The following is a 20,846-nucleotide window of genomic DNA, read 5'->3' as shown; positions in this document are numbered from 1 at the left end:
TAAAGAACAACTCATACCCCTTCACGAAAGCTTAACTTTTTTTGTAATTTTCCTTAAAATTTTGATCCTTATACATGTGCACAATTACTTTGGTCCCTCATCCCGGCTCGATGAACGGTTTTATTTTGACTTCTAGTAGAGATGAAGCGGTAAGCAGAAATACACTCCCTCCGCAGAAAGAAGTTTATAAAGGAACAAGTCTCTTTTTTCCGAAAGATGAAAAAGCTGGGGGAACATGGATTGGGATAAGCGAAAAATTACGCTGTATATGCCTAATGAATGGTGCTGAAAAACCTCATGTTAGAAAACCTGAATACCGAAAAAGCAGAGGGATGGTGGTAAAAGATTTTTTAGCTGGAAGAAAGCTGCAAAAGTTATTTAATGATTACGACCTTAATAATATTGAACCTTTTACCATGATTGTTGTAGACTGGCATAATGGGCTTGCTTTCTATGAATTATTATGGGATGGAATTAAGAGAAGACTTACAGCCCTCGATATGAAGGAATATATCTGGTCTTCATCTCCTTTATATTCCGAAGAAATGAAAACCAAGCGAATTAAATGGTTCAAAGATTTAAAGGAGTCCAAAGGCTTTTCTACAGAAACTTTACTCGATTTTCATCATAATGCGGGAGAAGGGGATAAGCAGTTCGACCTTATTATAGACCGGGGTTTTTTAAAAACACAAAGCATTACACAGGTTTATAAGTCTGCGGAAGGGTTAAAGTTTTATTACAAAAATCTATCTACGAGAGAAATATTTGAAAATTATTTTCAGTTCAATGCGTAAGAGGCACTAAGTTTAAAAGAGGGAACTTTAACTTTGAACTTTTTGGTGGTGCTGAAGTTTAGCATGGTGTAGTAGCCATTCATAGCTCCAAAGGAACCGGTTAAAAGACAGCCACTTTGATAGGTGTGTTTTTCCCCGGGTTGTAAAAAAGGCTGTTTGCCTACCACGCCCTCTCCAGACACAGTTTGAATATTATTTAGGCTATCTTTAATTTTCCAGAACCTTGATTCTAACTGGACAGCATCATTGCTTTGATTTTCGATGCTTATTTTATAGGCAAAAGCATTTTGTATCCTATGATCTTTATAGAACATTCCTTCGAAACGCGTTTCTACGGAAATTTTTATGCCTCTGGTAACCTGTTGTATCATTTTAAAAAACTGATAAGGAAACAATTAATGCTATAATCGCAGCAATCATAGCTAAAGTAAAAAATATTATGTTTAATAAGATGAACTTTAAAATCGTTTTAACACGACCCTGTCCGTAAAAATTCCGTAAAGATTTATATAAATAAATTAGAAATACGGTATTTGCCAAAGTAAATCCCCAGTTGGTATTTAAAAGGTAATCGATTGAATAGCCAAGAATATAAAGTAAGAAAAGTGTGGTTTGAACATGAAATGCAAAAACCAGATGTTCCATATAGTTAAAAGGGCGCCTTAAATAAAGAAGCCATATAAATAAGGCAAAAACCGGTAAATAGAAGAAGATGATAAAAGGAAGTTTACTTATAAAATAATCTGCAAATATCTTAGGGTTGGTGTATATGAGATGGAATTTTATGGCTTTACCATAAAGCCAGTAATTCCAGTTCGTATTATTATATTTTAGCTCTGAAAGGGCCGCTTCCGGGGAGCTTTCGCCCGTAGCTTTATAATAGCGAAAAAAGATGGTGAACAACTTGAAATTTCGATCCAAATCATTCATAGCGTCCAGCTGTTTTTGAGTTACATAAACATCCTGGTAGGAATCTAATAAGTCTGCCTTTTTCTCAGGTAGCTGTTGGGTTAATGAATCCAGTTGAATATTATTTTCTTTTAACGCTGGTATTTTATTCAGTTCAGAGCGAAGCGTTGAGTCTTGCTGAACTTCTGCGATTTGATTTTGAAAGTTCTCGTCCTGTTCCTCAAAATTAACCCCATCAAACCTATCAGAAATCCCGGCAATAAGAAAGAAAATGATAGAGGCACTCAAATAGAATCGGAAAGGATTTGCATAACACATCCTTTTACCGTTTATATAGTTTTTAGAAATTTCCCCAGGACTAAACAGTAATATCCTAATGGTTCTTTGGAACCTTGAATCATAAGAAAAAAGTCCTGAAAAGAACTCAGTAAAAAAGTCTCCAAAACTTAATTTTTTAGTGCTGTTCTGTTGTCCGCAGTTGGGGCAAAAATGGTCACTTTTTTCTAGAGGGAGGTGGCAGTTTAAACAGGTTTCTCCCCTATATTTGTAGAGCCTGTTTTTCTTTCTGTATTTTTCCAGCATTGGAAATAAGAATTAGTTTCGAATATTCCGGGAATTGGCAGATCCCACCCCTATGAGCCTGTCATACCGTGCGCCTGGAGGATGGTAATAAACCATTATCGTATACACATTTTCAGTCTCATCAAAATTTCCGCTTATAAATCCGTCATCAATACTTCCATCCTGGTTGAGTAAAACATATTTATAATTATAATAGCCCTGCTTAAATAATCGTGCTCCCTCATAATATCCTGTTTCTTCGTTATAGGTAAGCATAGTGCTTTTATTTAGCTCAAAATTATTAAAGCCTCCATATAAATGGATATCGCCATTTTCAATAATATCATAATTCTTCAGTCGAAAATGGATCCATACATAATCTGCCTCAACATCTGAATTCTGAGCCTGAATATTCCTCACTACGAATCCACCATTGATATCCGGATTATAGGTGTACGACTGGCTATTTCTGGTGAAATCCAGAAACAGAAAATGATGATAAAGATCTCCTAATTCTACGCTGGAAATATCTGAAGTAGTTACTCTAATTTCCTTGTTGTCAAACTGTAAAAACTCATTTCCTCCCCAAAAAGAAGATTCTGTATCATACCTGTAAATAAGTTCATTGGCGATAGTATACTGTGGCTTTAGATCGGAAAGGGCGAGTTTGAGGTTATAATTTTGAACAAGGCTCACTTTTACATTTTGATCTGGGTTCTTTAAAAGCAGGTCCGGGGAGTTAATACTGAAATTTACCACCTGTTTTTCATTTATATACTTAAGGTCCCGTGATCTTTTGATCTCGGCACGCACCTGGGCTATGGGTTCATATAGAATGAATTTCCTGGAAAAAACAAGTTCACGGTTAGAATTATAAACGCTTAAAAGATAATTCCCGGAAACCTTTAATTGCTTTATATTGTTATTGGGTATGGATAACTCGTAATGGGTATAGGGTTGTAAGGTGTTTAAAGAATTGGTGAAATTCATGATCCTTACATTGTCAAAGCCTTCCAGATACTCGTTTTTTGAAAGTTGGCTGGGAGTCCAGTCAAAATTATAATGTTCTATTGTATAATAATAATCCGCTTCATCTCCAATGATGTCATCAAAACTGAGGTTGATGCGGTTCCCAAGTCTAAGAATAGGATTACCAGTGTTTTCTGTAGAATCTCCCTGAAAAATCACCGTTTTTATAAAGGCGGGGGGAAGGGTTTCTTCTATGGCCTGAGCTAGGCCGGTAAAGGAGATCCCTCCTAAGAGTATAGTAAGCAGAAAATATTTCATGTCTTTTAATTAAAGACAAATTTAATAGAAATATGCTTTTCTAATGAATTTATTTTAACAGTTGCTCAAAGTAAAATTCTTGTAATTCTTGGGAGAAATGGAGTGAAAATTCTTAAATTTGCCCGACTTTAAACTAAAAATTTTAACATACACTCCATCCTATGTCAAAAGACATTCGAATTAAAAGAGGATTATCTCTACGATTAGAAGGGGAGGCGGAAAAAGAGCTTGTGAAGGCTCCGCGATCTAAGACTTACGCGATAAAACCGCCAGATTTTCACACTGTTGTGCCTAAAATGGTTGTTAAAGAAGGAGCAAAACTTCTTGCCGGTGATGAGATTTTCTATTCCAAATATACAGAGCAAATTCGCTTTACCACACCAGTAAGTGGTGTTCTTAAAGAAATTAAAAGAGGGGATAAAAGAAAAATCCTTGAGGTGATTATCGAGGCAGACGCTGAAGATGTTTACCGCGATTTTGGTAAAATGGATGCTTCCAAAGCAGATGCTAAAGATATAAAGGAAAAAATTCTTGATAGCGGTTGTGGTGCTTTTATATATCAGCGGCCTTATGATATAGTTGCCGATCCAAAAGACACTCCAAAGGCCATTTTTATTTCTGCAGTAACTACCGCGCCTCTTGCAGCAGATAAAGGTTTTATCATCAAAGATAAAGTCGATGCTTTTCAGGAAGGAATCAATGCTTTGAGAAAACTTACTCCGGGGAAGGTTCACCTTTCCGTAGATGAAAGTTCAGCAGAATATTTAAAAAATATTCAGGGTGTTGAATTGCATCATGTAAAAGGAGATCATCCTGCAGGGAATGTTGGTATTCAAATTCATAAGATAGATCCTTTAAATAGGGGAGAGCATATCTGGACGGTTGGAGTGGAAGATGTTGCTATTATTGGGAATGTTTTTCTAACCGGTGAATTTCGAGCAGATCGTACTATTGCAGTAACCGGAAGTGAAGCTAAAGATAGAAAATATTATCAGACAACTATTGGAGCAAATGTATCAGATCTTATAGGTCAGGCTCCAGATGATGTAAGGATAATTTCAGGAGACGTATTAACAGGAACTCAGCTTTCCAATAATCAATATGTTGGTTTCTTCGAAAATGAAGTGACTTTAATTCCTGAGGGTGATAATTACCGAATGTTTGGGTGGTTGCCATTTACTTATAATCACATTCATTCAAATTCACGTACTTCTTTATCCTGGTTATTTCCGAAGAGAAAATTTACGCCTACCACCAATCTTAATGGGGAAGAGCGAGCTTTGGTAGTTACCGGAGAAATGGAAGAAGTTCTGCCAATGGATATTTACCCAATGCAGCTTATTAAGGCTTGTATGGCAGGTGATATTGAAAAAATGGAAAATCTTGGGATCTATGAAGTAGCTCCTGAAGATTTTGCTTTGGTAGAATATGTGAATACTTCCAAAATTGAAATCCAGGAAGTAATTAGATTAGGTCTGGATTTAATGATCACTGAAGTAGGTTAAAAAGCTGAAGAACTATGGAATGGATTAGACAACGATTAGATAAAATTAAGGAGCCTTTTAGTAAGGGACAAAAATTAGAAAAATATGCCCCGGCGGTTAACGCTTTGGATACGTTTCTTTTTACTCCAAATCATACCACCAAAAAGGGAGCGCATATCCGTGATGCAGTAGACCTTAAACGAACCATGATCACCGTGGTTCTGGCTTTAATTCCGGCACTTATTTTCGGAATGTGGAATGGTGGATATCAATATTATTCTCAGTTAGGTGAAGCATTTACCTTTTGGGAGGCGATTGGACACGGAGCATTAAAGATTATTCCTATGATCGCCGTATCTTACGGAGTAGGTCTGGGTATTGAATTTGCATTTGCGATCTTCAGAGGCCACGAAGTTAATGAAGGTTATTTGGTAACCGGACTTCTTATTCCTATGATCATGCCTATAGATATTCCACTTTGGATGGTGGCTTTATCTGTAGTTTTTGCAGTTCTTATTGGAAAAGAAGCATTTGGAGGAACGGGAATGAATATCCTTAACCCGGCACTTACCGCGCGTGCATTTGCATTCTTCGCTTATCCTACCTACATGTCTGGTAACACAGTATGGGTGAGTAATGCCGCGGAAGTTGATGCGGTATCAGGAGAAACTATTTTAGGAACACTTGCCTCTGGTAATGAAGTTTCCTATTCAGCGATGAATATGTTCTCTGGAGTAATTCCCGGGTCTATTGCTGAAACTTCAGTAATATGTATTCTTGCCGGAGCATTATTGCTTATATTGACTAAAGTAGGAAGCTGGAGAATTATGTTAAGTGCTTTTATAGGTGCAGCAATTATGGGACTTATTTTTAATGCCCTTCCTTCTTTAGGATTAGAAGGAAATGAGCTTACTAATTTCCCATGGTATTTACATTTAATAGTGGGTGGATTGGCCTTTGGTATTGTTTTTATGGCAACAGATCCAGTATCGGCTGCGCAAACGATGAAAGGAAAATGGATTTACGGATTTCTAATTGGTTTCTTATCAGTAATGATTCGTGTGTTCAACCCAGCTTATCCAGAAGGGGTAATGCTTGGAATTCTTTTAATGAATGTATTTGCGCCAACGATAGATCATTATGTGATCCAGGCGAACGTGAATAGAAGAAAGAAAAGACTTAAGAATGCTAATCCTCAGGTAGAAACAGCAGTTTAGTTATGGAAGAGAAATCAGTAAATAAAACAAACAGTAACGGCTATACATTTATGTTCGCCGTGATCCTTGTGGTGGTGGTAGCTTCGGTACTTGCTTTTACAGCGACTTCTTTACAGCCAACACAACGTGAAAATGTGCGTCAGGAAAAGATGCAGAATATTCTTGCGACCGTAGGAATTGAAACAGATCGCCCGGGAGCTGAAGAATTATACAATCAATATATCGTAGAAGAACTTGCTTTAAATCAAAATGGTGAGGTAGATGAATCAAAGGATGCTTTTGAGGTGGATTTGGCTAAGGAGCTTAAGAAGCCTGTAGAGGAGCAGACTTTTCCCCTTTATATAGCTGAAGTAGAAGGCAAGAAGTATTATGTGCTTCCTTTGAGAGGAAATGGACTATGGAATGCTATTTTTGGTTACATCTCTTTAAAGGATGATGTTAACACAATAAAAGGAGCCACTTTTGATCACCTTGGGGAAACTCCAGGTCTGGGAGCTGAAATCACAAAACAGTGGTTTAAAGAAGCTTTTGAAGAAGAAAAGATCTTTGACGGCGATGGCAATCTTGTAGGTGTATCTGTGGTTAAAGGAAATATAGATGCTTCAGATAAAGACGATAATAAAGTAGACGCGATTTCCGGAGCAACTATTACCGGTGATGGTGTTTCAGATATGATCTCAGAAAGGTTGAAGCGTTATTTACCTTATTTTGAGAAACAAAAGGATATTAAAGTAGCAATAAAATAATTATGGCTAAAGAGACAAAACACAACTCTGCTAAAGAGGAAGAGAAGAAACAGGAGATGATCCTTTTTCTTTCAGATTCTGAAGAAAAAGAGCATTTTCTATCCAAAGGAAATAGAAAGTTATTATCAGATCCTATGGATGATAATAACCCGATTACTGTACAGGTATTAGGAATATGTTCTGCACTGGCAATTACAGTACAGTTAGAACCTGCAGTGGTAATGGCAATTGCAGTAATGGCGGTAATGGCTTTTAGTAACATGATTATTTCCATGCTGCGAAACCTTATTCCAAGCCGGATAAGAATTATTGTTCAGCTTGTAGTGGTTGCTTCCCTGGTGATTTTGGTAGATCAAATCTTAAAGGCTTATGCTTACGATGTAAGTAAACAACTTTCGGTATTTATCGGTCTTATTATTACCAACTGTATTGTAATGGGACGATTGGAAGCTTTTGCGCTTGGTAACGGGGTTTATAAATCATTTCTTGATGGAATTGGTAACGCTGCAGGATACGGATTAATCCTGATTATCGTAGCCTTCTTTAGAGAGCTTTTAGGTTCAGGAAAATTATTCGGATTTGAAGTTCTTGGTCATAAAGGAGCTACCCTCGCTGAATCTACAGGTCTTTATGCACTGGGTTATGAAAATAACGGTTTAATGTTGCTATCCCCTATGGCGCTTATCGTGGTAGGACTTATTATATGGGTGCAACGTGCAAGAAACCGGAAACTAATTGAAGCAAACTAACAGCTGAACAGCAAAAAAGTATAAAAAATGGAATTAGTTAATCTATTTGTAAGAAGTATTTTCATTGAAAATATGATATTCGCCTATTTCCTGGGAATGTGTTCCTACCTGGCGGTATCTAAAACTGTAAAAACAGCTGTTGGTTTAGGTGCTGCAGTAATATTTGTACTGGTAGTTACAGTGCCAATTAACTTTTTGTTAGACAATTATCTTTTGAAGCCTGGAGCTTTGCAATGGTTAGGTGCTGAATATGCGAACGTAGATCTTAGTTTCTTAAGTTTTATCATGTTTATCGCGGTAATCGCTTCTATGGTACAACTTGTTGAAATGATCGTAGAGAAATTTGCTCCGGCACTTTATGGTGCTTTAGGTATCTTCCTTCCACTTATTGCGGTAAACTGTGCGATCCTTGGTGGTTCGCTTTTTATGCAACAAAAGGATTTCAGCGGAATTTCTGAAGCTGTTACTTACGGTTTAGGAAGTGGTGTCGGGTGGTTCCTGGCAATTCTAGCAATTGCCGCCATTAGAGAAAAAATTGCGTACTCAAATGTTCCTGCTCCATTAAAAGGTCTTGGTATTACATTTATCATTACTGGCCTAATGGCACTAGGATTTATGAGTTTTATGGGAATTAAATTATAATCGTAAAGAAAGATTATGACAGTTATAATAGCGAGTATAGTAGTATTTTTAGTGCTGATTTTGTTATTGGTATCCATCCTTTTAGGAGCCAAGGCAAAACTGACCCCTTCCGGTCCGGTAACCATTAATGTAAATAACGAAAAAGATATAGAAGTAGGTTCCGGAGGAACATTACTTTCAACTTTAGGTGATAATAAACTTTTTCTACCTTCTGCCTGTGGTGGAGGTGGAACCTGCATCCAATGTAAATGTATCGTGCAGGATGGTGGAGGAGCAATTCTTCCAACGGAAGAGCCTCACTTTACCAGAAAAGAGATTGCAGACGGTTGGAGACTTGGTTGCCAGGTGAAGGTGAAGCAGGACATGAAAATTACCATTCCTGAAGAGGTCTTCGGAATTAAGAAATGGGATGCTACTGTTGTTAGAAATTACAATGTGGCTTCTTTTATTAAGGAATTTGTTGTTGAAATTCCTGAAGATATGGATTATAAAGCCGGAGGATATATTCAGATTGAAGTTCCAAAATGTGAGGTGAAATTCGAAGATATGGATATCACTGCACACCCGGAAGAACATGAAACTCCAGACAAATTCAAGGCTGAGTGGGATAAATTCAAATTATGGCCACTGGTAATGAAAAATCCTGAAACTGTGGAAAGAGCTTACTCAATGGCTTCTTACCCTGCAGAAGGACGTGAGATCATGTTGAATGTACGTATTGCTACTCCACCGTTTGATCGTGCAAAAGACGGTTGGATGGATGTAAATCCTGGAGTCGCTTCTTCTTATATCTTTAGCCTGAAAAAAGGTGATAAAGTTGTTATTTCAGGTCCTTACGGTGAATTCTTTATTAACGAAAGTGATGCTGAAATGCTATACGTTGGAGGTGGAGCCGGAATGGCACCAATGAGGTCTCACTTATATCACCTGTTCAGAACTTTGAAAACGGGTAGAAAAGTGACTTACTGGTATGGTGGTCGTTCCAAGCGTGAATTGTTTTATACAGAACATTTCAGAGCTTTAGAAAGAGATTTCCCCAATTTTAAATTCTATCTGGCACTTTCTGAACCAGCTGAAGAAGATAACTGGAAAGTAAAATCTAATCTTGATGATGAAGGTGATGGATTCGTAGGATTTATTCACCAGGTGGTAATCGACAACTATTTATCACATCATGAAGAACCGGAAGAAATCGAATTATATTTCTGTGGTCCTCCATTGATGAATAAAGCTGTCCAGAAAATGGGAGAGGATTTTGGAATTCCGCCTGAGAATATCAGATTTGATGACTTTGGAGGATAATATATATACAATCCCGCTTCGGCGGGATTTTTTTATTTAATGTTAAAAAAACTTTTAATAGGTCATCCTGATACCTGTTATAAAAAAGTTACCTGGTGTAGGAAATTGACATATTTTATGAGGATACCTGTTCATTTTTTCCATTGATGAAAAATTATGCATTCCTCTCACTTTGGTCGTCGGATGCATTCAAAATCTAGGCTACCAAACTTTATGTAAATTTATCATTCAGCACCTAAATTTTAGGAACTCGCTATTGAGATGTGTTTTTATAGAAAATGGGTATAGCTCAAACAGCCTAAAATTTCACAGTGCCTACACTTTAAATTTTATGATAAATTTTCGAGAGGCCGGGGAAAATGGAGGCTCTTAAAATTAAGTATTTAACCTGATGATTAATAATTTCAGAAATAAATCAATGATAATTTACTTCAGAATCTCTTTTTGAGTTTTATTTTAGAATATGAAACAAGTTCAGCCTGAAGAAAAACAATTTTCAATCAGCTAATTTTTATCTTTATCCTATGCCAAAATTAAATGAACAGGAACTGCATAACCTTGCGATGAATATCGTGGGAAAAGATCTGGAAGATAATGGATATGAATTTCTTGGAGTGAACAGTAAGCTGAAGAGAAATCCGCAGTTTGTGGCTCTAAAAGATACTAAACTCCATTTTGTGATCGTAAGGGCCATAGAATATCCAGATGATCCAAATGCCTTTGATCCGGCTTTTATGAAAGAAATCAAAGAACATGCACAAAAGTTTAATGCACGTACTTTTTATGCCGGAGTGGGCCTGGCCAATTCAGAGGATTACGAAAAACCAATCAGCAGCGACGAAGATTATATTGTGAATTATTCCGGGTGGAAAGAATTTTAATATGAAAAAGGTATTCATTTTATTTTTATCAGCATTCAATCTTATTTCCTGTGGGAATGAAGCTAAAATTGATAGCCAGGAGCATAATGGTGAGGCATTAGGAACAACTTATATGATTCGATATTTTTCCGATACCGATCTGGATTTTAAAAAGTCACTGGATAGTATTTTTGATAATATCAATTCCTCCATGAGCACCTACATAACAAAATCTGATATTTCCAGAATTAATAGAGGCGACACAACTGTTCAGGTAGATGATCATTTTGTGAATGTTTTCAATACTTCAGATAAAGTATTTAAAGAGACTTATGGCTTCTTTGATCCTACAGTGGGCGTGCTTGTTAATGCTTATGGTTTTGGTCCTGAAAAAGCCTTAAAACAGATTGATAGTGTAAAACTTGATTCTTTACAGAATTTGGTTGGATTTGAAAAGATCAAATTAAAAGAGGATAGAACTATTCAGAAAGATGATCCCTTAGTTTATCTCGATTTTAACGCGATTGCCAAGGGATATACTATAGATGTGATTGCTGAATATCTGGAATCAAAAAACGTGGAAAATTACCTGATAGAACTTGGAGGGGAATTACGTGCTAAAGGCAGAAATCTCGAGAATGATAATCATTGGGTGGTAGGAATTGATGATCCCAATCAAGAGAAAGGAGATCGCAGTTTGCAGGCTAAAGTGAAGCTTGAAAATGCCGCTATGGCCACTTCTGGGAATTATAGGAAATACAGGATGGACACGCTTACCGGACAAAAATATGTTCACACTATTAATCCGAAGACAGGAGAAGCAGAACGAAGCAATTTGTTAAGCGCTTCAGTACTGGCAGAAAACTGCATGATGGCCGATGCTTACGCTACGGCATTTATGGCTTTAGGATTAGATAGGACTAAGGAGGTTCTTCAAAATTTGGAGGCAGTGGAAGTCTATATTCTTTATTCTTCTAAAGAGGGAAAAATGGAAATTTTCTCAACTCCTGGTTTTCAGAAACAACTCCTTGACTAATTATTTTCGGCAAACAGGAATGATCTCTCCTTTGGCCAGACGGTATTTATCTACTTCAGCAGCAGATAGTTTTGAGGTATAATCAACTTCTTCTACCTTAAAACCGATAGCTCTCAGTTTATCGAAATAATCTCTTCCGTAGATACGTACATGATCATACTGCCCAAATATCTTAGCGCGTTCTTTAGGATCTGTAATTGAATCATCCTGAAAAGTAACTGCTCTATTTAAATCCTGTGGAATTTGCAGAATGGCTGTGCCACCGGGCTTTAAAATTCGATATATTTCCTGCATGGCTTTAGTATCGTCAGGGATATGTTCTAACACATGGTTGCATAGAACAAAGTCGAAACTATTATTTTCAAACGGTAAATTACAGATATCTGCTTTTACATCAGCAAGGGGCGAGTTAAGGTCTGTAGTGGTATAATTTAAGTTTGATAAATTCCTGAATCGTTTGTAAAAAGCCTGTTCGGGAGCAAAATGTAATACTTTCTGCTTTCTGCTGAAAAAATCGGTTTCATTTTTCAAATAAAGCCATAACAGCCTATGCCTTTCTAAAGAAAGGGTAGATGGGGAAAGAACATTTTCCCGCTGCTGCTCGTAACCGTACGCTAAAAACTTTCGAAAACTACTCCCATCAATGGGATCGGTATACCGGTTTCCTTTGAGACAAATCTTTAAAAACGGCCTTACCAGGTAACTACATCTAATAAGAATAGGCCTGGGAATTGAATTTAAGGCCAGTTTAAAAAGATTACTCATTCTCTATACTTCGATGTCGCCCCAGTTTTCGCCAGATTTAATGCGGTATAACTGCATTTCAGAAACTCCAAATTGTTTGGCAAGTACTCTAATACGGGTTTTCCTTTCGGGATCTAAAAGTTTTTTCTTTAAGATCACAGCCTGTGCATAGGTAAGCTTGGAGTAGGAAGTCACCTTTCTAAGTTTCCTCTTCCTTTTGTTCTCCTGTACCTTAGGACTGTTGTATTGATGTTGGACCCATTCGTCTTTGGTGGCCCAGGCCAAGTTAGAAACGCGGTTGTCGTTTTTCACAAAATTCTTGTGAATTACATACTGGTCGCCTTCTTTTTTTTCTAAAAACATTTCGGCAATAATGCGATGAATGTAGTACGTCTTGTGTTTTCCATTCTTCAATTTTACTGCGAAGTTTACATATCCACCTACTTTTCCGCCTGTCATTAGGTCTCCTTCGGGATTTTTCAGATAACTGATCATTCTTCCGAAATTTGAGACTTTATAGATAAAGCGGTCTTCCCAGGAATCTTTGTGTAGGGTTTTCCAGATTTCCTGTCTGTAACTTTTAATCATAAACTTTTGCTCTAAATTCGTCTTCTTCTTTGGTTTTAATATTTAAGGATTCATAAATGTATTTAAATGTAGATAGTAGTTCTGGTTTCCCATCCACCAGTGCCACGTCATGCTCAAAATGTGCACTTGGCTTATTATCGGCTGTTAATATGGTCCAGCCATCCGGTAATTGTTTTATTCGTTTAGTTCCTAGATTTATCATTGGTTCTATAGCGACCACCATACCTTCTACAAATTTCTTACCTTTTCCCCTGCGGCCATAATTTGGCATTTCGGGATCTTCATGCATGGTTTTTCCCAGACCATGGCCCACGAGTTCTCTAACAACTCCGTAACCGTGATCCTCGGTGTATTTTTGAATGGCATAGCCTACATCACCAACGCGGTTTCCGGCTTTAAATTCCCTTATTCCAACGTAAAGCGATTCTTTGGTAACTTCAAGAAGTTTTTTTACCTCGGGAGCCACTTCACCAACTTCAAAGGTATAGGCGTGATCTCCATAGAAGCCATTTTTAATCGCTCCGCAATCAATAGAAATAATATCTCCTTCTTTTAAGGGAGTTTTATTTGGGATTCCATGAACAACCTGGGCGTTAGGACTCATACAGAGGGAATTTGGGAAATCATATAATCCCAAAAAACCGGGTTCTGCCCCGTGATCCCTAATAAATTCTTCAGCCATTTTATCCAGTTGCAGCGTAGTTACTCCGGGTTTTATCTCTGGAGCAAGCATACCCAGGGTTTTAGATACCACAAGGGCACTTTCACGCATTAATTCTATTTCTTCTCTGGATTTTGGTATTATCATATACTTTTTTAAAATCTTCCGAATAAACCGGATCTTTTTTTATTCTTTTTAATCTTCCTGGGATTTTCTATACTTAGCATTTGAAATATTTCTCCCCATCCTTTCATTCCTCCAAGATTACGGTCATCAATAAAAATATCCGCAAGAATTTTTCTGCTAATAGATTCATCGTATTCTTCTTCAGGATAGCTTTTATTTACGGCATAAAATTTAATGCCATTTTTTCTGCAAAAATCTACAGCTTCTTCAAGTCTATTGCCACTGCGATAGGTCCATAATATAAGTCTATGACCTTCCTCCTGTAATTTCTTTAGGGACTCAAAGGCAAAAAGTATAGGTTTTCCGATTTCAGGAAATCTATTCTCTACTATAGTGCCATCAAAATCAACTGCTATGGTAAGAGAATTGGGCATAAAGCGAAATTAATTAATTTTTCTTTAATTCCTTATTATTAACGGCTATATATTACTTTGCGTATGAGTTTTCGTACCCTTCTCCACTTACAATTTTTGCAATGTCTTCCTCTATGCTTTCTCCCTGCGAATACTCCACAAATCTGTTTACTTCTTTTCCATTCTTGTAAAAAATAATGGTTGGTACATGATGTACATCCAATGTTTCCTCTATCCTGGAAGGAGTAGTTTTATTATAATCTACAGCCACCATTTCTAAATTGTTATAGTCATAAACTGTTTTATCAAGAATTTTGAGAAATTTTGGAACTTCTCTCTTACTATCCCCGCACCAGGTTCCCATTAATAGTTTTATCTCGTAGTCCTTAATATTCTCTTTGATAGTTTCTATGGAAGAAGAATTGGGATTGAATTCTTTATAAGCGGCCTCGTACCAACTCGAGAAAGGTTTTTGCTCAAGGTCTTCTTTGTCAAATTTACCTAATAACATATCTTTCTGAATTTCTGCGTCTTGAGGCTTCTCATTTTTAGCTGATTCTTCAGTATTTACGTTTTTTACACCATTTCCGCAGCTAATACTGATGATGGTGAGTAGGATAAAAAATTTATTCATAAAATATTAAATTAAAGGGTCTTCAGTCATTAGATCGGGTTGCGTAATGCCCATGAGTTTTAAAATAGTCGGTGCAATATTTCCAAGCTTACCATCCTGAATGGTTTTAATCTCTTTATCCATCAAAATTAACGGAACCGGATTGGTAGTATGGGCTGTATTTGGGCTGCCATCCGGATTCATCATCACTTCACTGTTTCCGTGATCGGCGATAATAATAATAGAGTAATCCTTTTCAAATGCTGTTTCAGCTACTTCTTTAGCACAGATATCTACTGTTTCGCAAGCTTTAACGGCTGCATCAAAGTCACCAGTATGGCCAACCATATCGGGATTGGCGAAATTAAGACAAATGAAATCTGCAGATTCTTTCTCAATTTCGGGAACTATTTTGTCTTTAATTTCATATGCGCTCATTTCCGGCTGAAGATCATAAGTAGCGACTTTGGGAGAATTACACATAATTCTTTTTTCTCCTGCAAAAGGTTCTTCCCGGCCACCTGAAAAGAAAAAAGTTACGTGCGGATATTTTTCAGTTTCAGCTATCCTAATTTGCTTTTTCCCTTCATATTCTAATACCTCGCCCAAAGTGGCTTTAATATTTGATTTTTTGAATACTACGTTCACATTTTCAAATCTATCGTCATACTTCGTCATCGTCACATAGTACAGGGAAAGTTTTTTCATATTATATTCAGGAAAGTCATCCTGAGATAAAACCTGGGTAAGTTGCCTGCCGCGATCTGTCCTGAAATTAAAATAAATCACCACATCTTTTTCGCTTAGCTTCGCCACGGGTTTGCCGTTACCATCAGTAAGTACAATGGGTTTTATAAATTCATCACTTACATCATTATCATAACTTTCCTGGATGGCAGATACGGCATCGGTAGTTGCTTTTCCCTCTCCTTTTATAATAAGATCATAGGCCTCTTTTACACGCTCCCATCTCCTATCCCTGTCCATGGAGTAATATCTTCCAATAATAGAAGCAAGTTGAGAGTTTGTTTCTTTTAGGTGAGGAAGAAGGTCTTTAATAAAATCTTTTCCTGAATGTGGATCTACATCACGGCCATCGGTAAAAGCATGCACATACTTTTCTTTCACGCCCAGTTTTTCTGCGGCAGATAATAGACCTTTTAAATGGTTGATGTGAGAATGCACACCTCCATCGCTCACCAGACCTAAAAAATGTACCGGCTTATTATTTTTAACGGCATAATTAAATGCTTCTTCTAATACTGGTTCGTCCTTAAGGGTATCTTTTTCAACAGCCATATTTATTTTTACCAGATCCTGGTAAACGATACGCCCGGCGCCAAGATTCATATGGCCAACTTCACTATTTCCCATCTGCCCCTCAGGAAGCCCCACCTTCATACCGTCAGTTCTTAATGTAGCATGGGGAAACTTTCCAGGCAAAGAATCCATAAAAGGAGTATTTGCTTTAGCTACAGCTGAAACCTCCTCATTTTGAGTGATGCCCCAGCCATCTAATATCATCAAAAGAACTTTCTTATTCATAACTTCCAAATAGTTTGGCGATAAAGATAAAAACAAATGAATGCAATGCCTGAAATCACGGGCTTAATGTTTTATTAAAACTAAAGTTATTAATTCATTCTAGGATTGGTTTTCATTAAGTTACTATGACCTTCTTTTTAAATTTTTGAAGTCAGCTTTAAAATAGAGTAGGGAGGTTAAATAAAGGTTCAAATATTTTTTGATGGTTATATTATTGATACTCAGATTACCGATTAATAAAAATTAAATTTTTAACATTTAAATTCCAGGAATTTGAAATATCCCGAAGAAATCAACGTTATGCAACAGCACTTTGTTTATACTTTAAAATATTCAGTATTAGTAGAATAGGTGTGCAAAGTGTTAAATTTTAAGTTTAGATAAAATTCCTTGTAAATTTTTGTATGTTGGCAGGACTTTTGGTTTTCGTTAACAGAAATTAGAAAAAAGATAATATATGAAGTACAGAATTCTTAGCCTGATTGGAGTATTAATTTTCTCATTCGCATTTAGCAGTACCTCCGAAATCAAACCTTCCGAAAATTCCGAAATTGTTCCAAAATCAACTTCTGAAATCAGAATAAAAAAATCATTAGAAGAAAAGATAGCCGATCTTTACAATACTTTTTCAACGAAAAATTCCACAATGCCCAACCTTTCTGTTTTCGAAAAGGCTATTAGTGGTTACACAAAACTGGAAGAAGCAGGGAAAGTATCCAATCCTCTATTAACTGTCATAGATTTTAACCTTTCTTCTAAAATGAAAAGAATGTGGATCCTAAATATGGATACAAAAGAGGTTGTTTTCAATACTTATGTGGCACATGGGAAGAATACAGGTCTTGAATTTGCTAAGAATTTCTCTAATAAGGTGAATTCACACCAGAGTTCTCTTGGGTTCTATGTAACAGGGGAAACTTATTTTGGTAAAAACGGACTTTCTCTATTTATAGACGGGATGGAAAAAGGATTCAATTCTAAGGCACGTGAGCGTTATGTGGTAATACACGGTGCAGATTATGCGGAACCTGAATTTATCAAAAGATATGGTCGCCTGGGGAGAAGTTATGGTTGTCCTGCGGTTCCAAACAAGATTGCGAAAGAATTAATCCATAAAATTAAAGGAAAGTCGGTTGTTTACATACATAAAAGTGATGAAAATTACATGGAAAGATCAAGTTTTCTGAACGTATAAAAAGTATAATCAGACTTTGGGTTTCAATAGTTCCCAAATCTTCTGATCCATATTATAGATATCATCAATAAATTTGATGGTATCTTTTTTTTGATAGGCCGTCCAATAGAAATGATGCACTTTTACCTTCTGTTTTACCGGAATTTGTGTGGTTTTTCCAGAGTTCAGGATATCTTCAATTTTTTTATCGTCATAAGCTTCCTGATCGCTCAAAAGATATTTTGCCAATCCCAGTGCATCCTGAACCCGAACGCAACCGGAACTTTGAGCTCTAACATTCTTTTCGAATAAATCTCTGGAAGGAGTATCGTGCAAGTAAATTAAATATTCATTAGGATAAATAATTTTTACAATCCCCAGCGGATTTGTTGGACCGGCGGGTTGCCGGTACGTAAAAGAATTTGCTTTTGAAGAATTCCAGTCTACAGAGGAAGGATCAACATTGTTTCCGTCATTATCGTAAATTTTTATGTTTTTCTTCTGAAAATATCCTATATCTCTTTTTGCTCCGGGTATAACGTCATTCTTTTTTATAGTAGGAGGAATAGTCCAGGATGGGTTATAGATAATATAGCCTATCTCGTCTGAAAATACTGGAGTCTTTCTAACTTCAGTTCCTACCATAATCTTATGGCTTCTTAAAGTATCACCATTTTTCACAACGCTTAATTGGTAACCCGGAATATTTACAATAATATAGTGTTCCCCAAGGTCTCTTGGATACCATCTCCAACGCTCCAGATTGACCAGAAGTTGATGGTATCTGTCTATTTTTGTCAGATTAAGATTAGAAATCGTATTGTTCCCCAAAAGAGCATCAACCTGAATATCATGGTCTAACTGAAATTTTTTTACTGCTTTCTGAATATTTTCATTGTAGATGGTATTGGTTGAATCTATGGGAGCTTTAAAATATCCTAGTTCCGCTAATCTTTTAGTAACAGAATGAATTCGGTCACTTTTTTCGCCCGGTTTTATAAGTCTGCCAGAAGGAATTTTCGTTGAAGACTTTTCTCTAATTCCAGTTTTCTTGAACTGTCTTAAGGCTTCCTTTAATTGATGATAAACAATATGATTTGGTTTTAGGGAGTCCAGGCTTTGTTGAATGTTGCCCTCTGAAATCGCCTTTTTTAGTAAAGATCTGGGGTCTATTTGATTTATGGGTGTTCCCCAAATATCATGTATTTCTGTAGGATCTAATTTTCCGGTAGCTAAATCTTCTGAAAGTTTTAAGTAAGAGTCGGTAAGGAGAATTTCCAGGAGGTTATTTTCTTCTTCCGAATTCGTATCTAAAGAACTTAATAATTTCTGAAGTTTTTCACCATGATAATCTTCGAAAAATAATCCTTCATCTTCAATATTTTCTATATTCCTATAAATATCTTCCCGTAATTCCCGGGAAGTCCAGATGGGTTCAAAATCATTTTCCTTATAGAATTCAGTTACTTGAGATAAGTTATAAATTTGATCGATCCCAGTTTCAGCATCTTCAAAAAAATCTTCAATTTTATCATCTTCCGTTAGGGAAGTAACTTCTTCAACCTCATTACGCTCTTCAATCCCCGCATCTTCCTGATTGTTTTTACAGGAAGAAAACAGAAATAGAAATACTAAAGCGAATTTCAACAGGGGGCTTCGCATATTTAATGTTTAGTAGAGGTTTGGATCGTTTAGGCTCTTACGTCACTATAAGATTTATTCATATCAAACTGTACTTCCGCAAAAGGACAAAGAGGATCAATTTTTAAATTATGCTTGCGGGCATAGAGTACACTTTCTTTCACCAGGCTGGACCCAATCCCCTGGTTTTCCATAGTGCGTTTTACTTCAGTATGATCTATAGTAAGAATATCGTTTTCATTCTTATGATAAGTAAGTTCAGCGATTAGTCCCGTATCATTTTCTATATAGAACATACCCCGACTATTATTCTCTTTATGTTTTATTTCCATGATTATTTTTTATAAATCCCATCTACAATTCCATACTCCATCGATTCTTTTGCATCCATCCAGTAATCACGGTTAAAATCCTTTAATACTTTTTCTACACTCTGGCCGCAATTTTCAGCAAGAATTTCAGCGCTTAAATGTTTTGTCTTCAAGATCTCATTGGCCGCAATCTCGATATTGGAAGCCTGTCCTCTTGCGCCACCGCTTGGTTGATGGATCATTACTTTTGCGTGAGGCTGGATAAATCTTCTTCCTTTTTTTCCTGCGGAAAGTAATATAGAACCCATAGACGCAGCTAATCCTGTACATATAGTTGAAACGGATGATTCCAAGCTCATAATGGTATCGTAAATTGCAAATCCGTCAGTTACATAACCTCCTGGACTATTGATGAATAGTTCAATTTCTCCATCTCCTTCGAGGTCAAGGTATTCAAGCCTATCAATAACATATTTTGCGGTTTTGTCGCTCACCTCGCCCCACAAGTAGATCTTTCTTTTTTCTAATAATTTATTGTCAATTAAGTCCTGAATTTTTCCAGTTTTATTTTTCATGAAATCCATTTATGCTTATTTAGCTTATTATAAGTTTAGCTAAAAATATGACTATTTTAGCAGAAAACAGAATCATGGAACTGGCATTTAACAAGATTTTAAAGGAAGATTTTGCAGTGGTTTTGCCCTATTTGAAGAAGCTGCATGAACAACCACCCCACGACGAATTATTAAAAAAGCGTCTGCTTGAAATGTTTGATCAAAATTATGAATGTTTTGGGATTTATACAGGCGATAGATTGATTGGTGTTTTTGGTTTGTGGTTTATGACGAGGCATTATGCCGGAAGAGCTTGCGAAGCAGATCATATTTATGTAGAGGAACAATTTCAGGGGAAAGGAGTAGGAAAGAGGTTATTTGAATTTATTCATGAATATGCCTTGTCCAGAGATTGTGAAACCATGGAATTAAACAGCTATGTAGAGAATTTTGGATCCCATAAGTTTTACATGAATTTAGGATATATTATAAGAGGATATCATTTTTTAAAAAAGCTGTAAAAAGTTTTGGTTTTTGGAACCGTTTCAGATTATATTTGCAGCCACAGGCGGGAGTAGCTCAGTTGGTAGAGCGTCAGCCTTCCAAGCTGAATGTCGCCGGTTCGAACCCGGTCTCCCGCTCTAAAAGCTTCATCGAAAGGTGAGGCTTTTTTTTATTTTGAAATCATTCTTGTTCAAGCAATTTCAGGGTGAGAAGCTTGTCCAGAGCCTAGTCGAAGGGAACCCGGTCTCCCGCTCTAAAAGCTTCATCGAAAGGTGAGGCTTTTTTTATTTTGAAATCTTTCTTGTTCAAGCAATTTTAGGGTGAGAAGCCTGTCCAGAGCCTAGTCGAAGGGAACCCGGTCTCCCGCTCTAAAAGCTTCATCGAA

The 20,846-nt window shown here is 36.7% G+C and carries 23 protein-coding genes and 1 tRNA gene; 12 read left to right on the top strand and 12 right to left on the bottom strand.

Going from position 1 to position 20,846, the window contains the following annotated elements:
• The first annotated feature begins 74 nt into the window (after window positions 1-74).
• Window positions 75-794: an NRDE family protein gene (locus Q1K34_RS08810; protein ID WP_300437369.1), complete on the top strand. Its 720-nt coding sequence runs from the start codon at window positions 75-77 to the stop codon at window positions 792-794.
• On the opposite strand, the gene apaG is transcribed toward Q1K34_RS08810, so the two are convergent.
• Genes apaG through Q1K34_RS08795 form a run of 3 tightly spaced genes read right to left on the bottom strand, consistent with a single transcriptional unit; the run spans window position 779 to window position 3,551 of the window.
• Complete coding sequence (gene apaG / locus Q1K34_RS08805; protein WP_300437367.1) at window positions 779-1,165, bottom strand: Co2+/Mg2+ efflux protein ApaG; 387 nt, start codon at window positions 1,163-1,165, stop codon at window positions 779-781. The two genes, Q1K34_RS08810 and apaG, sit on opposite strands and share 16 nt — an antisense overlap.
• A gap of 1 nt (window position 1,166) precedes the next feature.
• A complete protein-coding gene (locus Q1K34_RS08800) occupies window positions 1,167-2,285 on the bottom strand; it encodes a DUF3667 domain-containing protein (protein WP_300437364.1) in 1,119 nt (372 codons plus the stop codon).
• Between the two features lie 12 nt (window positions 2,286-2,297).
• Window positions 2,298-3,551: a DUF5103 domain-containing protein gene (locus tag Q1K34_RS08795; protein ID WP_300437361.1), complete on the bottom strand. Its 1,254-nt coding sequence runs from the start codon at window positions 3,549-3,551 to the stop codon at window positions 2,298-2,300.
• Between the two features lie 161 nt (window positions 3,552-3,712).
• On the opposite strand from Q1K34_RS08795, the gene Q1K34_RS08790 reads away from it, so the two are divergent.
• The 8 genes from Q1K34_RS08790 (at window position 3,713) to Q1K34_RS08755 (ending at window position 11,587) form a co-directional block, all read left to right on the top strand.
• Complete coding sequence (locus Q1K34_RS08790; protein WP_300437358.1) at window positions 3,713-5,056, top strand: Na(+)-translocating NADH-quinone reductase subunit A; 1,344 nt, start codon at window positions 3,713-3,715, stop codon at window positions 5,054-5,056.
• A gap of 14 nt (window positions 5,057-5,070) precedes the next feature.
• Entirely contained in the window at window positions 5,071-6,252 is a 1,182-nt protein-coding gene (locus Q1K34_RS08785) for an NADH:ubiquinone reductase (Na(+)-transporting) subunit B (protein ID WP_300437354.1), read from the top strand.
• Between the two features lie 2 nt (window positions 6,253-6,254).
• Window positions 6,255-6,998, top strand: a complete 744-nt coding sequence (locus tag Q1K34_RS08780) for a Na(+)-translocating NADH-quinone reductase subunit C (RefSeq protein WP_300437351.1) — start codon at window positions 6,255-6,257, stop codon at window positions 6,996-6,998.
• Window positions 6,999-7,000: 2 nt separating this feature from the next.
• Window positions 7,001-7,747, top strand: a complete 747-nt coding sequence (locus Q1K34_RS08775; protein ID WP_300437349.1) for an NADH:ubiquinone reductase (Na(+)-transporting) subunit D — start codon at window positions 7,001-7,003, stop codon at window positions 7,745-7,747.
• A gap of 27 nt (window positions 7,748-7,774) precedes the next feature.
• Window positions 7,775-8,389 (top strand): NADH:ubiquinone reductase (Na(+)-transporting) subunit E, encoded by a 615-nt coding sequence (nqrE, locus tag Q1K34_RS08770; RefSeq protein WP_300437346.1) that lies wholly within the window; start codon window positions 7,775-7,777, stop codon window positions 8,387-8,389.
• Between the two features lie 15 nt (window positions 8,390-8,404).
• Complete coding sequence (gene nqrF, locus Q1K34_RS08765) at window positions 8,405-9,691, top strand: NADH:ubiquinone reductase (Na(+)-transporting) subunit F (RefSeq protein WP_300437343.1); 1,287 nt, start codon at window positions 8,405-8,407, stop codon at window positions 9,689-9,691.
• 524 nt (window positions 9,692-10,215) lie between these two features.
• Window positions 10,216-10,572: a Na(+)-translocating NADH-quinone reductase subunit F gene (locus Q1K34_RS08760; protein ID WP_300437340.1), complete on the top strand. Its 357-nt coding sequence runs from the start codon at window positions 10,216-10,218 to the stop codon at window positions 10,570-10,572.
• A 1-nt stretch (window position 10,573) separates the two neighbouring features.
• Window positions 10,574-11,587, top strand: coding sequence for an FAD:protein FMN transferase (locus Q1K34_RS08755; RefSeq protein ID WP_300437337.1), 1,014 nt, complete (start codon window positions 10,574-10,576; stop codon window positions 11,585-11,587).
• Here Q1K34_RS08755 and Q1K34_RS08750 read toward each other — a convergent pair whose 3' ends face one another.
• From Q1K34_RS08750 to gpmI, 6 genes are read right to left on the bottom strand one after another with little or no spacing between them, the layout of a single operon-like run.
• The gene (locus tag Q1K34_RS08750; RefSeq protein WP_300437334.1) at window positions 11,588-12,352 is read right to left on the bottom strand and encodes a class I SAM-dependent methyltransferase; all 765 of its coding nucleotides are present in this window, start codon (window positions 12,350-12,352) and stop codon (window positions 11,588-11,590) included.
• Window positions 12,353-12,355: 3 nt separating this feature from the next.
• The gene (locus tag Q1K34_RS08745; protein ID WP_300437331.1) at window positions 12,356-12,919 is read right to left on the bottom strand and encodes an HNH endonuclease; all 564 of its coding nucleotides are present in this window, start codon (window positions 12,917-12,919) and stop codon (window positions 12,356-12,358) included.
• Window positions 12,912-13,727: a type I methionyl aminopeptidase gene (map, locus tag Q1K34_RS08740; protein WP_300437328.1), complete on the bottom strand. Its 816-nt coding sequence runs from the start codon at window positions 13,725-13,727 to the stop codon at window positions 12,912-12,914. Before map ends, Q1K34_RS08745 begins: the two co-directional genes overlap by 8 nt.
• Window positions 13,728-13,735: 8 nt before the next feature.
• Window positions 13,736-14,140, bottom strand: coding sequence for a BT0820 family HAD-type phosphatase (locus Q1K34_RS08735; protein ID WP_300437326.1), 405 nt, complete (start codon window positions 14,138-14,140; stop codon window positions 13,736-13,738).
• A 52-nt stretch (window positions 14,141-14,192) separates the two neighbouring features.
• The gene (locus Q1K34_RS08730; RefSeq protein WP_300437324.1) at window positions 14,193-14,753 is read right to left on the bottom strand and encodes a thioredoxin family protein; all 561 of its coding nucleotides are present in this window, start codon (window positions 14,751-14,753) and stop codon (window positions 14,193-14,195) included.
• Window positions 14,754-14,759: 6 nt separating this feature from the next.
• Window positions 14,760-16,277: a 2,3-bisphosphoglycerate-independent phosphoglycerate mutase gene (gpmI, locus tag Q1K34_RS08725; protein WP_300437322.1), complete on the bottom strand. Its 1,518-nt coding sequence runs from the start codon at window positions 16,275-16,277 to the stop codon at window positions 14,760-14,762.
• Between the two features lie 457 nt (window positions 16,278-16,734).
• Here gpmI and Q1K34_RS08720 point away from each other — a divergent pair, with 457 nt between their 5' ends.
• Complete coding sequence (locus Q1K34_RS08720; protein WP_300437319.1) at window positions 16,735-17,472, top strand: murein L,D-transpeptidase catalytic domain family protein; 738 nt, start codon at window positions 16,735-16,737, stop codon at window positions 17,470-17,472.
• Window positions 17,473-17,481: 9 nt separating this feature from the next.
• On the opposite strand, the gene Q1K34_RS08715 is transcribed toward Q1K34_RS08720, so the two are convergent.
• The 3 genes from Q1K34_RS08715 to Q1K34_RS08705 are packed head-to-tail and all read right to left on the bottom strand — an operon-like array spanning window position 17,482 to window position 19,978.
• The gene (locus tag Q1K34_RS08715; protein ID WP_300437315.1) at window positions 17,482-19,113 is read right to left on the bottom strand and encodes a L,D-transpeptidase family protein; all 1,632 of its coding nucleotides are present in this window, start codon (window positions 19,111-19,113) and stop codon (window positions 17,482-17,484) included.
• Between the two features lie 29 nt (window positions 19,114-19,142).
• Window positions 19,143-19,424 carry a GNAT family N-acetyltransferase gene (locus Q1K34_RS08710; RefSeq protein WP_300437313.1) on the bottom strand — a complete coding sequence of 94 codons (282 nt, stop codon included), beginning with the start codon at window positions 19,422-19,424 and terminating at the stop codon, window positions 19,143-19,145.
• A gap of 2 nt (window positions 19,425-19,426) precedes the next feature.
• Window positions 19,427-19,978 (bottom strand): ATP-dependent Clp protease proteolytic subunit, encoded by a 552-nt coding sequence (locus Q1K34_RS08705; protein WP_300437310.1) that lies wholly within the window; start codon window positions 19,976-19,978, stop codon window positions 19,427-19,429.
• Window positions 19,979-20,025: 47 nt separating this feature from the next.
• Between Q1K34_RS08705 and Q1K34_RS08700 the strand changes: the two genes are divergently transcribed.
• The gene (locus Q1K34_RS08700) at window positions 20,026-20,478 is read left to right on the top strand and encodes a GNAT family N-acetyltransferase (RefSeq protein WP_300437307.1); all 453 of its coding nucleotides are present in this window, start codon (window positions 20,026-20,028) and stop codon (window positions 20,476-20,478) included.
• Window positions 20,479-20,525: 47 nt separating this feature from the next.
• Window positions 20,526-20,598 (top strand) — tRNA-Gly (locus Q1K34_RS08695).
• The last annotated feature ends 248 nt before the right edge of the window (window positions 20,599-20,846 follow it).

It is taken from the genome of Christiangramia sp., from assembly GCF_029937855.1.
In the GTDB taxonomy this organism is placed as follows: domain Bacteria; phylum Bacteroidota; class Bacteroidia; order Flavobacteriales; family Flavobacteriaceae; genus Christiangramia.
Note: the sequence above shows the minus strand (reverse complement) of the source record. Positions and strands in the feature narration are given on the sequence as shown.

What these genes read in the sequence shown, in the direction of transcription:
- Q1K34_RS08810 (WP_300437369.1), top strand. Translation starts at nt 75, where the DNA reads ATGTGCACAATTACTTTGGTCCCTCATCCCGGCTCGATGAACGGTTTT.
- apaG (WP_300437367.1), bottom strand. Translation starts at nt 1,165, where the DNA reads ATGATACAACAGGTTACCAGAGGCATAAAAATTTCCGTAGAAACGCGT.
- Q1K34_RS08800 (WP_300437364.1), bottom strand. Translation starts at nt 2,285, where the DNA reads ATGCTGGAAAAATACAGAAAGAAAAACAGGCTCTACAAATATAGGGGA.
- Q1K34_RS08795 (WP_300437361.1), bottom strand. Translation starts at nt 3,551, where the DNA reads ATGAAATATTTTCTGCTTACTATACTCTTAGGAGGGATCTCCTTTACC.
- Q1K34_RS08790 (WP_300437358.1), top strand. Translation starts at nt 3,713, where the DNA reads ATGTCAAAAGACATTCGAATTAAAAGAGGATTATCTCTACGATTAGAA.
- Q1K34_RS08785 (WP_300437354.1), top strand. Translation starts at nt 5,071, where the DNA reads ATGGAATGGATTAGACAACGATTAGATAAAATTAAGGAGCCTTTTAGT.
- Q1K34_RS08780 (WP_300437351.1), top strand. Translation starts at nt 6,255, where the DNA reads ATGGAAGAGAAATCAGTAAATAAAACAAACAGTAACGGCTATACATTT.
- Q1K34_RS08775 (WP_300437349.1), top strand. Translation starts at nt 7,001, where the DNA reads ATGGCTAAAGAGACAAAACACAACTCTGCTAAAGAGGAAGAGAAGAAA.
- nqrE (WP_300437346.1), top strand. Translation starts at nt 7,775, where the DNA reads ATGGAATTAGTTAATCTATTTGTAAGAAGTATTTTCATTGAAAATATG.
- nqrF (WP_300437343.1), top strand. Translation starts at nt 8,405, where the DNA reads ATGACAGTTATAATAGCGAGTATAGTAGTATTTTTAGTGCTGATTTTG.
- Q1K34_RS08760 (WP_300437340.1), top strand. Translation starts at nt 10,216, where the DNA reads ATGCCAAAATTAAATGAACAGGAACTGCATAACCTTGCGATGAATATC.
- Q1K34_RS08755 (WP_300437337.1), top strand. Translation starts at nt 10,574, where the DNA reads ATGAAAAAGGTATTCATTTTATTTTTATCAGCATTCAATCTTATTTCC.
- Q1K34_RS08750 (WP_300437334.1), bottom strand. Translation starts at nt 12,352, where the DNA reads ATGAGTAATCTTTTTAAACTGGCCTTAAATTCAATTCCCAGGCCTATT.
- Q1K34_RS08745 (WP_300437331.1), bottom strand. Translation starts at nt 12,919, where the DNA reads ATGATTAAAAGTTACAGACAGGAAATCTGGAAAACCCTACACAAAGAT.
- map (WP_300437328.1), bottom strand. Translation starts at nt 13,727, where the DNA reads ATGATAATACCAAAATCCAGAGAAGAAATAGAATTAATGCGTGAAAGT.
- Q1K34_RS08735 (WP_300437326.1), bottom strand. Translation starts at nt 14,140, where the DNA reads ATGCCCAATTCTCTTACCATAGCAGTTGATTTTGATGGCACTATAGTA.
- Q1K34_RS08730 (WP_300437324.1), bottom strand. Translation starts at nt 14,753, where the DNA reads ATGAATAAATTTTTTATCCTACTCACCATCATCAGTATTAGCTGCGGA.
- gpmI (WP_300437322.1), bottom strand. Translation starts at nt 16,277, where the DNA reads ATGAATAAGAAAGTTCTTTTGATGATATTAGATGGCTGGGGCATCACT.
- Q1K34_RS08720 (WP_300437319.1), top strand. Translation starts at nt 16,735, where the DNA reads ATGAAGTACAGAATTCTTAGCCTGATTGGAGTATTAATTTTCTCATTC.
- Q1K34_RS08715 (WP_300437315.1), bottom strand. Translation starts at nt 19,113, where the DNA reads ATGCGAAGCCCCCTGTTGAAATTCGCTTTAGTATTTCTATTTCTGTTT.
- Q1K34_RS08710 (WP_300437313.1), bottom strand. Translation starts at nt 19,424, where the DNA reads ATGGAAATAAAACATAAAGAGAATAATAGTCGGGGTATGTTCTATATA.
- Q1K34_RS08705 (WP_300437310.1), bottom strand. Translation starts at nt 19,978, where the DNA reads ATGAAAAATAAAACTGGAAAAATTCAGGACTTAATTGACAATAAATTA.
- Q1K34_RS08700 (WP_300437307.1), top strand. Translation starts at nt 20,026, where the DNA reads ATGACTATTTTAGCAGAAAACAGAATCATGGAACTGGCATTTAACAAG.